10 protein-coding genes are annotated in these 15,111 nt (G+C 32.9%); 7 read left to right on the forward strand and 3 right to left on the reverse strand.

The annotated features are described in order from the left end of the window. Nucleotide 1: 1 nt before the first annotated feature. From ppa to hemF, 6 genes are all read left to right on the forward strand, one after another. Entirely contained in the window at nucleotides 2-529 is a 528-nt protein-coding gene (gene ppa / locus ACQH1V_RS00630) for an inorganic diphosphatase (protein ID WP_341748730.1), read from the forward strand. A gap of 39 nt (nucleotides 530-568) precedes the next feature. Next, entirely contained in the window at nucleotides 569-2,113 is a 1,545-nt protein-coding gene (murJ, locus tag ACQH1V_RS00635; RefSeq protein WP_425360479.1) for a murein biosynthesis integral membrane protein MurJ, read from the forward strand. Further along, nucleotides 2,100-2,804 (forward strand): TraX family protein, encoded by a 705-nt coding sequence (locus ACQH1V_RS00640; protein ID WP_425360480.1) that lies wholly within the window; start codon nucleotides 2,100-2,102, stop codon nucleotides 2,802-2,804. Before murJ ends, ACQH1V_RS00640 begins: the two co-directional genes overlap by 14 nt. Before the next feature lie 315 nt (nucleotides 2,805-3,119). Next, nucleotides 3,120-5,210: an NAD-dependent DNA ligase LigA gene (gene ligA, locus ACQH1V_RS00645; RefSeq protein WP_425360481.1), complete on the forward strand. Its 2,091-nt coding sequence runs from the start codon at nucleotides 3,120-3,122 to the stop codon at nucleotides 5,208-5,210. Between the two features lie 442 nt (nucleotides 5,211-5,652). Beyond that, complete coding sequence (locus ACQH1V_RS00650; RefSeq protein WP_425360482.1) at nucleotides 5,653-6,930, forward strand: MFS transporter; 1,278 nt, start codon at nucleotides 5,653-5,655, stop codon at nucleotides 6,928-6,930. A gap of 217 nt (nucleotides 6,931-7,147) precedes the next feature. Further along, on the forward strand, nucleotides 7,148-7,981 hold the full coding sequence (gene hemF / locus ACQH1V_RS00655) for an oxygen-dependent coproporphyrinogen oxidase (protein ID WP_410525752.1): 834 nt from the start codon (nucleotides 7,148-7,150) through the stop codon (nucleotides 7,979-7,981). 62 nt (nucleotides 7,982-8,043) lie between these two features. On the opposite strand, the gene ACQH1V_RS00660 is transcribed toward hemF, so the two are convergent. Next, the gene (locus tag ACQH1V_RS00660) at nucleotides 8,044-10,941 is read right to left on the reverse strand and encodes a PD-(D/E)XK nuclease family protein (protein WP_425360483.1); all 2,898 of its coding nucleotides are present in this window, start codon (nucleotides 10,939-10,941) and stop codon (nucleotides 8,044-8,046) included. Between the two features lie 697 nt (nucleotides 10,942-11,638). Between ACQH1V_RS00660 and ACQH1V_RS00665 the strand changes: the two genes are divergently transcribed. Beyond that, on the forward strand, nucleotides 11,639-12,994 hold the full coding sequence (locus ACQH1V_RS00665) for an MFS transporter (RefSeq protein WP_425360484.1): 1,356 nt from the start codon (nucleotides 11,639-11,641) through the stop codon (nucleotides 12,992-12,994). Here the strand turns inward: ACQH1V_RS00665 and ACQH1V_RS00670 are convergent. Both ACQH1V_RS00670 and ACQH1V_RS00675 read right to left on the reverse strand, forming a co-directional pair. Further along, on the reverse strand, nucleotides 12,971-13,615 hold the full coding sequence (locus tag ACQH1V_RS00670; protein WP_425360485.1) for an HD domain-containing protein: 645 nt from the start codon (nucleotides 13,613-13,615) through the stop codon (nucleotides 12,971-12,973). The genes ACQH1V_RS00665 and ACQH1V_RS00670 overlap by 24 nt on opposite strands. Nucleotides 13,616-14,035: 420 nt before the next feature. Next, on the reverse strand, nucleotides 14,036-15,082 hold the full coding sequence (locus tag ACQH1V_RS00675; protein ID WP_425360001.1) for an IS110 family transposase: 1,047 nt from the start codon (nucleotides 15,080-15,082) through the stop codon (nucleotides 14,036-14,038). Nucleotides 15,083-15,111 lie beyond the last annotated feature (29 nt).

A 15,111-nucleotide genomic window follows, 5' to 3' on the forward strand; every position in this document is an offset into this window, starting at 1 on the left:
AATGTTAGTTGAAAAAATTACTACCCTAGCTAATAATTCTGAAGAGATAAATGTAATTATCGAGATTCCAATGCAAAGTAATCCGGTAAAATACGAGATGGATAAAAAATCAGGGACACTATTTGTTGATAGATTCATGCAAACTGCCATGTTTTACCCTGGTAATTATGGATTTATCCCACATACTCTGTCAGAAGATGGTGACCCAGTAGATGTATTGGTCATAGCACATTATCCTGTTGTACCTGGTTGCGTAATTAGATCACGCCCCATTGGAGTTTTAATGATGGAAGATGAATCTGGATTGGATGAAAAAATTATTGCTGTGCCTAGCTCTAAGCTAGATATTACTTTTGATTCAATAAAAGATTTAGATGATCTTTGCCCAATGTTAAGACAACGAATAGTACATTTCTTTGAACATTATAAAGATATAGAAAAAGGTAAATGGGTGAAGGTAATTGGCTGGGAAAACGCTCAAAAAGCTAAAGGGTTAATTGATACAGGTATATCAAGGGCAAAGAGTTAGCTTTGATATAGTTGCATATACTCAAAATTGGAATAACAAATGAAAGGCGAGGGATATACATTATTTCGTTCTGGAATTATAATAGCTTTATTTACCTTAATTTCTCGTATATCTGGTCTTGCTAGAGAATTATTTGTCGCTTCATTATTTGGAGCTGGTAGTGTTGCTGATAGTGTTAATGTTGCTTTTAAATTACCCAACCTATTTAGGCGTATTTTTGGCGAGGGGGCTTTATCAGTCGTTTTTGTCCCTATTTTTAATACAAAAATCATAGAATCTCGTGAGGCGGCACGCCATTTCACCGGCGTTATATTTACTATTTTACTAATTACTTTAGTAATGGTAGTAGTACTAATGCAACTTATGATGCCTTCCTTAATGTTTATTATTGCTCCTGGTTTTCATGAATATCCAGAGAAATTTAATTTAACAATTGCTCTGTGCCGTATCACTATGCCATATTTGGTTTTTATTTCGATAGCGGCGATGCTTGGGGGTATTCTAAATTCAGTAAAGAGGTTCGCAGCTTTTGCTTTTTCTCCGATTATTTTAAATATTCTTGTGATTATTACAACGGTAGCGTTACAAGAACGTATATCTGCCCCTATATCGATTAGTTTATCTCTGGTGATTGCTGGCTTATTACAAATCATTTTTATGTTTTATTGTGTCATTAGAGTTGGTTTATCGTTTCCACTAGTTTTTGATCCATATAATAGAGATGTCAAAAAGTTTTTGTCCAATATGGGATCGGCGGTTGTTAGCTCAGGATTTCAGCAGCTTAGCTTATTTATCTCGCAATCAATAGCTAGCTTCATCGAAGGGGCGATTTCAATATTATCTTATGCAGATAGAATATACCAATTTCCTTTATCAATAATAGGGGTAACTTTTGGTACTATATTATTACCAGAATTATCGAAAACCTATCAAATGAATGATTTAAAGAAAGCGGCAAATATCCAGAATAATGCTATTAAAATTGGGCTGTTATTATCTTTACCAGCTACCTTTGGTATTATCGTGCTATCAGAACCAATCATTCATATAATATATCAGCGGGGGGCTTTTACTTATGCTGATACCATTAAAACTGCTGAGGCTATTTCTGCTTTTTCCCTTGGTTTACCAGCTTTTATACTAGCCAAAATTTTAATGCCGATTTTTTATGCTAATCATGATACGAAAACTCCTTTAAAAATAACCTTATATTCCCTTACAGTGAATACTATATTAAATATTGTTATGATGAGGCAATTTGGTCATCTTGGTATAGCTCTTGCCTGTTCTATTACCGCTTGGTATAATGTTTGGTTGTTATACGTACACACAAAGAAATATGGTCTTTCTTTTATTGATGCAAAATTATACACATTTTGTGGCAAGATTTTATTAAGCTGCATAATAATGACACTAGTAATTTGGGTAATTAAACATTATTATGCCCAATATTATTATGCCGAATTCTTATTAGTAAAAGCTTTTATGCTAGCAGCAACAATTATAGTTGGAATAGCAACGTTTTTTCTAATGGTTTTTTGTTTTAAGCTTTATCCAAAGAAATGTATTAATGATGAAAACTGAGTCTAATTATCAAGATTTTTTGAAGACTATAGCCATGATAACTATGGTAATAGATCATTTGGGGTTATATTTTTTTCCTGAGTACGAAATAATGCGAGTTATTGGTCGTACTACTATGCCGATTTTTTGCTTTTTTGCTGGCTATAATTTTCATACAAAACCAAAAATTAGAATTTTGGTAGTTGGAGTTCTGCTATATATTTTTACTACCATATTATTTAGGGAATTTACTGTAACTAATATACTTATCCCTATTTTTTTAGGACAATGCTATCTTTATTATTTTCGTAATAGCTTAAATAATTTTTTCTATAAAGGCTATTGTCATGTTGTTTTCCTTGGCTCTCTTTGGTTCTGTAGTTGGTTCCTTATTGATTACGGAACCTTATCTATGGCTATCATGCTACTTGGCTATATTGCTAAGCATGATCTAGGTAATCTCAGGCTTACCATTGCAATATCTATAATTTTGTCCATAATGCATACCATATCTATTTTTCAGTTTTCGTATATTTACGTATTTATAGTCATTATATTCGGGGTTTTAGGATATATATTTATGATCGCAAGAAATTTTGAGCAGAAAATTGCTGTAAATTTACGGATTATCAGTCATAATGCTTTATATATCTATGCTATACATCTAACAATTTTACAGTTTTTATTTTTTAAACTCTACTTATATAATTAAATCACCTTATGCATATACCTGATCAACTTAGTGTCATCCCTACGAAAGCATGTATCTATACTAGATTCCCGCCTACGCGGGAATGACAAGGGACGCGAGAATGACAATAGTGGGTGGAAATGATGGATTGCCACGCTCACATACATTCGCTCACAATGACTCATATGTACTCCAAAGGTCATTGCGAGAGGGCGTAAGCCGACGAAGCAATCCATAAATTATATTCAATTCAGGAGAATTTTGGGCTAGGAGCGACGACATCACCAACTTCTCATCAATTGACTATATATATAAATCAATTTAAACAACTACTATATGCAAGATATTCCCACTAATATTGAACAGCTTTCTGAATTAGAGGCAAAAGATTTATTAAAACAACTAGCAAATAAGATAGAAGAATATAATAAAGCCTATCACCAAGAGGATGCTCCCCTGATTTCTGATGCTGAGTATGATCAATTATTTAATTTAAATCTTGAACTTGAAAAAAAATTTCCTCATCTGATACTAGAAAATAGCCCAACTAAACAAATTGGTAGTTCTGTAGCAGAGAAATTTTCGAAAGTAACACATATCCATCCGATGTTTTCGCTTAGTAATGCCTTTGATAGTGAAGATGTATCAGAATTTATCAATAGAATAAAGAATTTTCTACGACTTGATGGTTTTCCGGCTATTTTTTGCGAACCTAAAATAGATGGTTTGTCTTTTTCTGCTACCTATGAGAATGGGATACTTACAAGGGCTGCAACAAGGGGTGATGGCTTGATTGGGGAAGATATAACGGAAAATATCAAGACTATCAAGAATTTTCCTCATGCAATAGTTGCGACATCAGCAATTTTAGAAGTAAGAGGAGAGGTTTACATTAATAAGCAGGATTTTCTATTATTAAATCAAGCTCAAGAATTATCCAAAAAAGATAAATTTGCCAATCCGCGTAACGCGGCTGCTGGGTCATTAAGACAGTTAGATTCAAACGTTACGGCAACTAGACCCCTACAATATTTTGTCTATGCTGTGGGGAGTAGCAGTAGCAAAATAGCTGATTCTCAAGATATTTTATTAGATAAGTTAAAAGAGTTAGGGTTTATCGTCAATAATATAGGGAAATTAGCTTGTTCTGAAGATGAGATGAAATCTTTCTATGAATATTTGAATTCATCTAGAGAAGAATTACCTTATGAAATTGATGGTGTTGTATATAAGCTAAATGATTTTGCTTTGCAGCAAAGAATGGGCTTTATTGCAAGGAGTCCAAGATTTGCTATTGCTCATAAATTTCCGGCGATTATTGGTCAAACTAAACTAATTAACATTACTCTACAAGTAGGTAGAACCGGTGTATTAACTCCAGTTGCTGAGTTAGAGCCGCTTTCTATTGGTGGAGTTAGGGTATCACGAGCTACCTTACATAATTATCAGGAAATTATCAGAAAAGACATACGAATCAATGATTATGTATTTTTGCAGAGAGCCGGTGATGTCATACCGCAAATTACTGCTGTAGATTTTACTAAACGTTCTAGTGAATCGTCAAAAATCGATATGCCGAAGCTTTGCCCATCTTGTGGCTCTCAGTTACATTATAATCAAGAAACTATAATTATTCGTTGCGATAATGGTTTAAATTGTCCTGCTCAAAATTATGAACGAATTTGCCATTTTACATCTAAAAATGCTTTAGATATAGATGGTTTGGGGAAAAAGCAAATAGAATTTTTGCTGGAAAAATCTTTAATCGAAAATCCTGTGGATATTTTTTATTTACAAAATAATAATGAAAAAAACTTAGTCAAGCTTGAAAATATGGTAGGATGGGGGCGAAAATCTGTAGAAAACCTATTTGCCAATATTGACAAAGCCAAAACCGTTTCCCTAAATAGATTCATTTATTCCCTAGGAATCAGACATATTGGTGAACAAACCGCCAAATTACTTGCTCGAGAATTTCAGAATTATAATAATTTCATAACAGCTATGGAATCTTTGTTAAAAGGTGAACAGCCAATTTACCAAAGGTTAAATGATCTGGAAGGAATAGGCGATAAGATTTTGCTAGATATTATCGACTTTTTTGATATTAAAGAAAATTTACAAACTATTCAGCAACTGAGTAAAATTCTAAATATTCAAGACCATAATCAACAAACAACTAAAACTGCATTATCTGGCAAGATTGTGGTATTTACTGGATCATTACTAACTCTCTCAAGAGCAGAAGCCAAATCTCAGGCAGAAAAATTAGGAGCTAAAGTAGCCAGTAGCGTTTCGTCTACCACTGATTTAGTAGTGGCAGGTAGCGATGCTGGTAGTAAACTCAAGAAAGCTAAAGAGCTGGGGATTAACATTATTGATGAAGATGAGTGGCAAAAATTAGTACTCTTACGCCCTACTCTATAGTATAAAAAGAGCAAACATGGATTGCTTCGTCGGCTTATGCCTTCTCGCAATGACATCATCTGTCATTGCGAGACCACATAGTGGTCGCGGCAATCCACACTTATTGGATTGCTTCGTCGGCTTATGCCTTCTAGCAATGACGTCATCTGTATTGCGAGACCGTGTAATGGTCGAAGCAATCTATTTCTAATTATTTTCCTGGGTTATTTCGTCAACCTAAAATTTTCCTTGCTAATAAACATTGACCACATACAACTTTTAAACTATCCGGTCTAAAACCCACTTCCCCTTCTAATTTTCGATAGTCGCCACTAAAGCAGCTTTCTGCAATGATACTTTTTAGGAAAAAAATCATCATAAGAAAATAAAATTATTTTACGCTTTATAAGTTGGTTAAGTTGTCTATAATCCGATTTAATTAAATTAATTTGATAAGATCTAGATGAGTAAACCTAAGTCCGTTTTTTTATCAGCAATTTTAGGAAATATACTAGAATATTACGATTTCACAGTATACTCCATATTTTCACTAATGATTGGTCGTACGTTTTTTTCTGAAAGTTCAGAATTTATACAAATAATGTTAAGTCTTTGTGTATTCGCGGTGGGGTTTGTTACTAGACCAATAGGCGGTATATTTTTTGGTTATATTGCAGATAAATATGGTAGGCGGATATCCTTGATTATTTCTATGCTTGGTATGACTATACCCACATTCACTATAGGGTTAATCCCTTCTTATTCTAGTATAGGAATTTGTGCACCTATAATATTGATTATAATGCGTCTCTTACAAGGTTTGTGTATTAGTGGTGAAGGTGCTGGAGCGGCTATTTTTATTCTAGAGCATCATCAAAATTTACGTCCGGGTTTTACGGCTGGTTTAGTGAATGGTTCAAATATTGCTGGTACATTAATTGCTGCTTTTGTCGGAATTATTATTGAGCAATATTTTTATCATCTTGATTTTGCCTGGCGTTTCGCATTTTTATTAGGTGGAGTTCTGGGGTTGGTTGGCTTTTATTTACGCCTTCGTATATCAGAGACTCCCATTTTTAAAATGTTAGCTGAACAGAAAAAAACTTTAAAAGCTCCTTTTATCAACGTAGTCAGGACAGCTTGGAAGGCAATGTTTTTAACATTTTGTATTGGAGCAGTTGCTAGTAGTATCATATATTTAATAAAAACTTATATCAATGTGTATTACCGCAATGTTATGCATTTTGATAATACAACTGCTCTTATTTATTTATTATATGCCAACTTTATATCAATGATATCTATGCCATTATTTGGTGGATTAACTGATATTATAGGAAAATTTAAAGTGCTAGTTTTAGTAAGTATAGCGGTCTTAATACTAATTTTACCTACTATATTATCTATGTCATTACCGTCCATATGGCAACAAATTTTTGCTCTGACTATCTTGGGCATTCTTGGTGGGGCAATAGCTGGAACAGCCTATAGCGTCATTATAGTATTATTTTCTCCTGAACAAAAATTTTCTGGGGTAGCTTTTAGTTACAATTTGGGTATTGCCATGTTTGGTGCCACTTCTACTGTTATTTCGCGTTGGCTTGTTGAAGAAACAGGCTTGTTTTATGCTCCTGCCTTTTATATTATAACTATTTATAGTATATTTTTAGTTATCATTTATTTTATGAGGAATGAAATAAGACGATTAATTAAGGCTAATAACTACAAGAGAGATATTTAAAAATTGTATAAACGTCATTGCGAGGAGACCCTAGGTCGACGAAGCAATCCATTCTAACCACTTTCCTGGATTGCATCAATGCTACTAAAGTAGCTCCTCGCAATAACGCCTGGAATATCTAAAACATTAATAGGTTAGCTATATAAAAAAATTATTTTTTATAAAAGTATTAGTGGAAGAAAATTTTGGGGTATAATGTAAATAAATTGGAAAAATTATGACAACTGATAAAGAAAAAACGATAACATGGTTTAGTGATTTACGCGATCAAGTATGTAGCAAATTAGAAGAAATTGAGCTTGAATATAGTAAGGCGAAAGGTTTAGAACCAGCAAAATTCATACGAACACCCTGGGATAGAAAAAGCGGTGGTGGTGGAGTAATGTCTATAATGCGTGGCAACTTATTTGAGAAAGTTGGGGTAAATATTTCTACAGTTTTTGGAGAATTATCTACAGAATTTAGTAAAAATATACCAGGTACAGAAAATAGTAGGCAATTTTTTGCTACTGGTATTTCTATCGTTGCTCACCTTACTTCTCCATTAGTACCAGCAGTGCATTTCAACACCCGCTATATTGAAACTGCTAATCGTTGGTTTGGCGGTGGTGGCGACCTAACACCATTTTATCCTGATAAGAATGAGACAGCAAAATTTCATACTGCTTTTAAACAAGCTTGTAATAAACATGATCCAAATTATTATCATAAATTTACAAAACAATGCGATGAATATTTTTACTTAAAACATCGGAATGAACCAAGGGGAGTAGGAGGTATATTTTATGATTATTTAAATACCGGAAATTTTAATAATGATTTTTCTTTTACTAAAGACGTAGGACAAGCATTTCTAACAGTATATCCTGAAATTGTTAGAACAAAAATGCTTCTACCCTGGAGCAAGGAACAAAGAGATTATCAATTAGTACGTCGAGGTAGATATGTTGAGTTTAACTTACTATATGATCGTGGTACATTATTTGGCTTAATGACAGATGGTAATGTTGAGGCAATATTAATGTCCCTACCCCCAGAAGTACGTTGGTAGACTGGGTTGCGTAAACATCCCTCCTTAATGTGGAGATTTAAAAGAGGGAGGTTCACGGCAACCTAATCTCTCCTAGCCAAGTAGGCATAGTCATCGTGTTTTAGTAAATCAATATCATACGAAAAGCTTTTATTCGTTATATAATATTCTAGTAATCGTATCATACCTTGTTTATGCCTAGCCAACTCTTCTTTAGTGAGTTCTATCTCTAAAGTTTGGATTATTGGTTTTGAGCTAGAAATTTTTACGTAAACAACCTGTTTAACGTTATGGATTTGCATACCAAAACCACCTTCTTGTAACATTAACGCCTCAATTATTAACTGCGGGGATAACCCAGTTTCTATATCTTTTCTACTCGGTAAGCTACCGGTTTTATAATCGATAATGCTCGCTGCCCCAAACTCATCTATCTCAATTCTATCAGCCACTCCAATTATTGTTAATTCTTGCCCAGCAATATTTAATGAAATTGCTCCTCTAGTTTCAGAATAAATATATTTACAACCATTTCTACGTTGTTCATCAAATTCAACAAAAGACTCAGCAATAGGCATAAATTTTATTTGCCAAATTTTTTGCGTATAGGTTGGTAAGATAACATCTTGTAACAGATTATTACTAATATCCAATATTAAGCCAATTTTGTTATTCTCTAACTTGTTATAATTTTTCGAATATTGCTCTAAAACCTTATGAACAAAACTACCAAATTCAGATATTTTAGGCTCCTGCCCTACCCTATCTCTACTCCTGACATTCAAAATCTTCTTAGCGTAAAAACTATAAGGATTCCGTATTAACATTTCTGTATCAGTAACTGATATTGTATCAGGAAAAATGGGGCTATACACATGATTACTACGATTAATTGACTCAACCATATTAATATTAACATTATTTTGTACATCCACTAAGTCACTTTCTGATAAATATGTTAAATAATTTTCTGAAATCAAACTTTGTTGTGCAATAAGTTGCAATTTTAGTAACAAATTCGATGGTAACAAACCAGATTTACCATCCTGTCTTTTTGATCTAGTAATTATTACTTGGGCATTATGCAGAAATAAATAAAAATAATATTGATCGATAGAAGTTCCAACAACCATATGTAATTTTTTTAACGTTTGCTCATTAATCCATTGCCTGATAGATGAGGATGATGACCAGCATCCTTGATTAAAGTCAGTTAAAATTACTAAATCAAATTTAAGTAATATTAAATCTTCTGCTTTACCAATAATTATATTTTTAGAATAATTATTATGAGCAAAATACTTACAATTAGACATTAAACCCTTCAGTAACTTTGGAAAATCTTTTTTATTATCTAAGGTTAAATTACAATTAGTATTTATTAACTCCGATAAAAAATTTGATAATTCAGCAGCTGACTGCTCATGCCAAATATCTCGGTAAAGTTTTTCAGCAATGCTAATCGAGGATTTTAATATTTTAGCAAAATTATTGCCACTATTGCTATAAAGTAAGTTTATTAGCTTCTTAGACCATTCTATTAATTCATTATCATTGGTTTTTTCTACTAAAAACAGCATTTGGCTAGATTGCCGGATAAAGCGGTTTTTACCACTCGTTAAAATCTCTAATCTTTGAACTAATTTATGATTAATCAAAGGATGCTTTAATAGTAAAAATAACTTTTTTATATCAAAATCATTACATAATATTTCACTAATGGCAATTATTAGAGAGCTAATTAACGTTTCTGATAAATTATTACCTAGCAAATCTTGGAATTCTAGGGAATATTTGGTCAAAAAATTACAATAAAAATTCTTGGTTGTTTGATTATTGACAATAATAGCTATTTTCTTATCACTAGATTGTTGGCAAATCAGACTTATTTGCTTTGCCTCTTGAAAAATATCTTCAAGCTCATAATATTTTATATGATCTACGGCTAATCGTTTAGGCTCATCAGGTATACTCGAATGCTTTGAAGAATTGGCTCCGCAAAACTTCGGGGCATTCGCGTGCTCACGTAGTTCATCTACGCCTAGCCCACTCACCCCTTGTTTTACGTTCCAATTCTCCAGATCATCCGAGTATATATTGTTACAAATTATCCGATCGAAAAGCAAATGATCTGACTGCTGATCACCCAAAAGTTGGGAATCTAATAAATTTTTATTGAGAATTGTCAGTAATTTTTTAAAGTTATATAAGCAATCTTCTTCAGGATTATAGCTATAGTCAAGTTCTCCTAAATTGACTATATCTAGATTCCCGCCTACGCGGGAATGACACATACTAATAGGCGGTAAAATTATAAAACCATCCGGTAAATTAGCAACATTCTTTAAAAAATTCCATGATATGGGATTATGCCCTACTATACCGGCTATTATCAAACTAGTATCAGCTCTTTTCAGCCTTGCTATCTCTGCATCCATCATAGTGACCTGATAATTTAGCCGATCTTGCTTTCCTAACAATTTTATCTTCTCTTGCCATTCAGAATGGACGTATTTAAGAAATTGATAAATAACACTCCAATGTTGCGATGGATTGATTTTTTCTATTTCATTTACCGAATCTATCGATAAATTATTACCAGCTAGCTGGTAAAATAACTCAGATATTGTTGAACAAAATTGCAAAGATTGGGTTATACTGAATTGTAAATCATGATAATTATGAATGATTTCTGCCAGGATAACTTTTTCTTGCAAAAACTTTATTGGCTGTAAATTTTCTGATGCGATAGCAAAAATTTCTTCACCTTCAGCCATAATATTAGACCAAGGAATAATATTTGGCAAAATCGCAATATGCTGTTTGTTAATCAAAATATTTTGTAAATTCCAACAATCGAAACCACTAGGCAATATAACCTTAAGATTGCTAATAGAATTCTTCTCACTGAAATTATCTAAAATAAAATCAGCTAATATATCTAAAAACGATAATGACGGGTTAATTCTATAGAGATTCATTAATTCCTTATTAGTTATATTATATAAATGCTATATATAACCTGGATTTGATATAACAAGTTATACCAATTCCCGAAATTAATTTATGTTGGTAATTTGTGCGTCGATCCGGTACTCGCATCACAACTGTTGAAAGTTAGAAGAGGAAGCGGTTTTAGACCTGATAGTTTAAAAATCGTATGTGGTCAACGTCTATTAGCGAGAAAGACCTTAGGTCGACGAAGCAATCCATAAAAGTAACCAAAGATGGATTGCCACGACCTACTTGCGTGGTCTCGCAATGACAGAAAACCTATCTAAAACCCGCTTTACCTTCTAACTTTCAACAGTTGTGATACTCGCATCCTCACGTACACTTGAGTACGCTCCGGTGCTGCGTTCCGTGTCTCCTACAAATTTCTCAACCTAAATTAATTTCGAGAACTGGTATTATTCCAAATTAGGCTATATCTATAAATATAACAGATTTTTTTGCTCCACTAATAGCTGTTTTCATTATTTTTGCGATATTGGTTATTTTTTTATTTTTTAATAGTAACTTAATATTTATTTAAGTTTTTGTAATATAAAAAATTTCCCCAGACTGTTTAAGCTTTGTTAATCTTTATGTGAAATTGTTAATTAAAATTTAGTATTTCACTTTTAATATTATTTTTTTTTGTTATCATTAATAACCAAGCTATTGATGGTAAGAAAAATGATAGGCTACCCTCAACAACAAACAAGTTTAAACATAGAACAAAAAGAAGCTTTGGGGTTACTATCAATAGGAACCTTCCTTGAATATTTTGATTTGATGGTTTATGTTCACATGGCAGTATTTCTTAACCCCTTATTTTTTTCCGAAACTGATCCACACACTACTGCTTTGTGTTATGCAGCTACTTTTTGCTCAACTTACTTACTTAGACCATTAGGGGCTTTAATATTTGGATGGATAGGTGATAATATAGGGCGTAAGACCACAGTTATCATCACAACCCTTACAATGGCTTGTTCTTGTGTTGTTATGGCTAATCTGCCTACTTACGAACAAATAGGAAATGTAGCGACTTGGGTAGCGATTATTTGCCGGGCTGTGCAAGGTATTTCTTCTATGGGCGAAATAGTAGGGGCAGAACTTTATCTAACTGAAATGCTTAAACCCCCGGTACAATATGCAAGTGTAGGGTTGATGGGAGCTTTTGCTGTCCTAGGAACATTAGCGGCTTTAGGAACGGTCTTACTTGTTACTTTGCATATTTTTAACTGGCGTACAGCATTTTGGATTGGGGCAATAATTGCCTTTGTTGGATCTGTTGCCAGAACCAAACTTAGAGAAGCACCAGAATTTGCCGATGCTAAACGTCGAATAAGAAAAATTTTTAAAAGAACTAATACCGATATAACTATTTTACAAGACCGTCCTATTTGGCAAGAAAGAGTTAATAAAAAAACCGTACTAGCTTTCTTTTTATTACAATGTGCTTTACCAGTATGCGTTTATCTTATTTATATATATTGTGCTAATATTTTAAAAACCACCTTTGGTTACACACTATCTAAAGTTATTCAGCATAATTTTCTTGTCTGTTTTATGGAATTGTTAACCACATTAGTATTATGTTATTTAAGTTTAAAAGTATCTCCATTATTAATCATGAGAATTATACTGATAATATTTTCTATTTTTATGATATTTTGTCCGTATTTATTAAATAATCTTAATTCGCCTTATCAGTTATTTTTCATTCAATTCTTTATAGTCTTATGGAAGAAATGCATAAGCCCTGCTACTCCCATTTTTTTAAAAAGCTTTCCTGTATTTAAACGTTTTACCTGTGCTAGCATGACATTTGCTGTATCTCGTGCTTTGATGTATGTTATTAGCTCTTTTGGTTTTGTCTATCTTATTGAGTGTTTTGGCAATTGGGGAATATGGTTTATTATGATTCCGACAATGATCGCTTTTGCTTATGGATTATCTCATTTTGAAAAGCTGGCAAAACCAGCTAAAAATTATCAATACAAGAAACTTCATAAGTTAGAGTTAGATGGAGCCGTTAGTAGATAAATTTTGGTAACATAGCTTTGTTAATTGTCGCTCGGCTATTGGTATTTCCAATTGGACACAAAGAGTTATAAAATATCCTACAGTCTCTTTAACTATTTTCAGTGCCTTTTCTGATGACTTAGCCCTTAGTGTTTGTAAATTATGAATACGATCAAATAATTTAATTAATATCACATCATATCGTTCTTGTTGGAATAACAAATCTAAAGTTTCTTTGGCACTAATCTTGCCATAAGGCTTAATCCTTGTTAAACCTTCAACTTGGTTAGCAACAATACTCCCAAAAATTCGAGCTATCATCTCTTCGGTAAGGGCTGTATCTTCGATCGTGTCGTGCAATAAACTGGTAACGATCATCTCAGTTTTAAATAATGTGGGAATTTCTTGGGCTGTGTACTGGGCAACCATGTATGCTACTTCTATTGGATGAGAGTAATAAGGTTCACCGGATTGCCGCCTTTGACTACCATGATATTTCTTAGTATAGTAGATAGCTTTGATAATTTCTCTGATATCTACTGGATAAGGTACCTTGTTGTTTAGTAAAATCAATTTATTAAGTAACTTATCAGAATAGTCACAACACTCAAACTTTGACTGCCAATTGCCAATATCTTCCATAAATACCTCTCTAATTAGTTTAATTGTACATTAAATTAAACTAATATTGCCAATAAATTTTGGATATCTTTTTCTCGATAATCAAGTTTTTTGCAGAGCTATCTTTAAACGCAAAATTTGTCATATATGGACGAGTGAATTTGTCAACAAAGAAAATAAAAAAATAGAGCCACAAAGGAAGCGGTCATATATTCGGCATCAAGTGCCATAATGGTTTCTGCATTCTTATAAATATCCTTGAGTGACCTCTCATTCCCACGGCTTCTAGAGCCTCGACATAATTACGGATTTTATTCAGAATACTTATTCATTAACTCTTTAACTTTCGTTCTCTTTATTGTTACTATTCTTTACTCACAATATTTATCAATTACCAATTTTTATTTAGTTGACATAGTTTCTTCTTTTTTTCCAACTAAACTAATTTGCAACATATTCGCTACCATTGGTGACTACTGCATAAGCAATCCTTGCTAACTTATTTGCTAAACCAACACATATAATATTATATGATTTATTTTCAGCAAATTTCTTCACTGCCCACTGCACTAGTTTATCTTTTGATTCCTTATCACTTTTTGCTCTTATTGCTATTGTCCTTGCGGCTTGAATCAACATAGTTCTGGCATATCTATCTCCTTGTTTGGTAATCCCTCCTAAAACTATCTTATCTCCTGAGCTATGTTGCTTTGGTACCAAACCAAGCGAAGCAGCAAAATCCCTCGGGGTTGGATAACTTTCCATTGGGGCTACACTCAAACAACTAGCATTGATTGCTCCAATGCCAAAAATTGTCTGCAACCTAGTAGCTTTCTCACTTTGCTTATTATTGCTGATAATCAGCTTTTCTAAAGTTTTTTCTTTGTCACATAAATCCTCAATTTCTTTACATTCTAAAAGTAAAATTGACCTTACCCCAGAATTTATATAACCTTTACTATACGCTAACTCTACCTCCAGCCTACATGATTTGCAAAATTTATTTTTACTTAATTTTGTATTATAGCCATATTCACATAAACTTGATATTGTAGAATTAGTTTTTTGCACACGATCTCTGATCGTATTACTTCTAATTTTATGCAAGAATTTTATATCTTGTTCCTCCTTGCTTTTTAGTAGCACAGTTTTTAATTCTGGATCACGAGCCGCTTTGCATATTGCTAACGCATCGTTATAATCATTTTTCTGTTTCGATGTAGCATAAACTTTTACATCTTTTGTTTTCATTAGTTTGACTTGCAAACCAAGCTTAGCAATTTCCTGTGACCAATAATTAGCTCCTCCACATGCCTCCATAGCTACCAATGAACTTTTATCGAGATTGCTTAAATAGGCTATTAACTCATCTCTTGTAACTTTTTGGTAACCTATTTTTTTGCCATTTTGATCGACTTGCACCAAGTGCATACTATTTTTTGCTAAATCTATTCCTATTATAGTATTTTTTATGCTATTATTTATCATGGTATGGACCTATTAATTAAATTATTATT

Source organism: Candidatus Tisiphia endosymbiont of Ceraclea dissimilis (assembly GCF_964030735.1).
Lineage (GTDB): Bacteria > Pseudomonadota > Alphaproteobacteria > Rickettsiales > Rickettsiaceae > Tisiphia.

Coding starts and splice junctions, on each gene's coding strand:
- ppa (WP_341748730.1), top strand. CDS start 2: ATGTTAGTTGAAAAAATTACTACCCTAGCTAATAATTCTGAAGAGATA.
- murJ (WP_425360479.1), top strand. CDS start 569: ATGAAAGGCGAGGGATATACATTATTTCGTTCTGGAATTATAATAGCT.
- ACQH1V_RS00640 (WP_425360480.1), top strand. CDS start 2,100: ATGATGAAAACTGAGTCTAATTATCAAGATTTTTTGAAGACTATAGCC.
- ligA (WP_425360481.1), top strand. CDS start 3,120: ATGCAAGATATTCCCACTAATATTGAACAGCTTTCTGAATTAGAGGCA.
- ACQH1V_RS00650 (WP_425360482.1), top strand. CDS start 5,653: ATGAGTAAACCTAAGTCCGTTTTTTTATCAGCAATTTTAGGAAATATA.
- hemF (WP_410525752.1), top strand. CDS start 7,148: ATGACAACTGATAAAGAAAAAACGATAACATGGTTTAGTGATTTACGC.
- ACQH1V_RS00660 (WP_425360483.1), bottom strand. CDS start 10,941: ATGAATCTCTATAGAATTAACCCGTCATTATCGTTTTTAGATATATTA.
- ACQH1V_RS00665 (WP_425360484.1), top strand. CDS start 11,639: ATGATAGGCTACCCTCAACAACAAACAAGTTTAAACATAGAACAAAAA.
- ACQH1V_RS00670 (WP_425360485.1), bottom strand. CDS start 13,615: ATGGAAGATATTGGCAATTGGCAGTCAAAGTTTGAGTGTTGTGACTAT.
- ACQH1V_RS00675 (WP_425360001.1), bottom strand. CDS start 15,082: ATGATAAATAATAGCATAAAAAATACTATAATAGGAATAGATTTAGCA.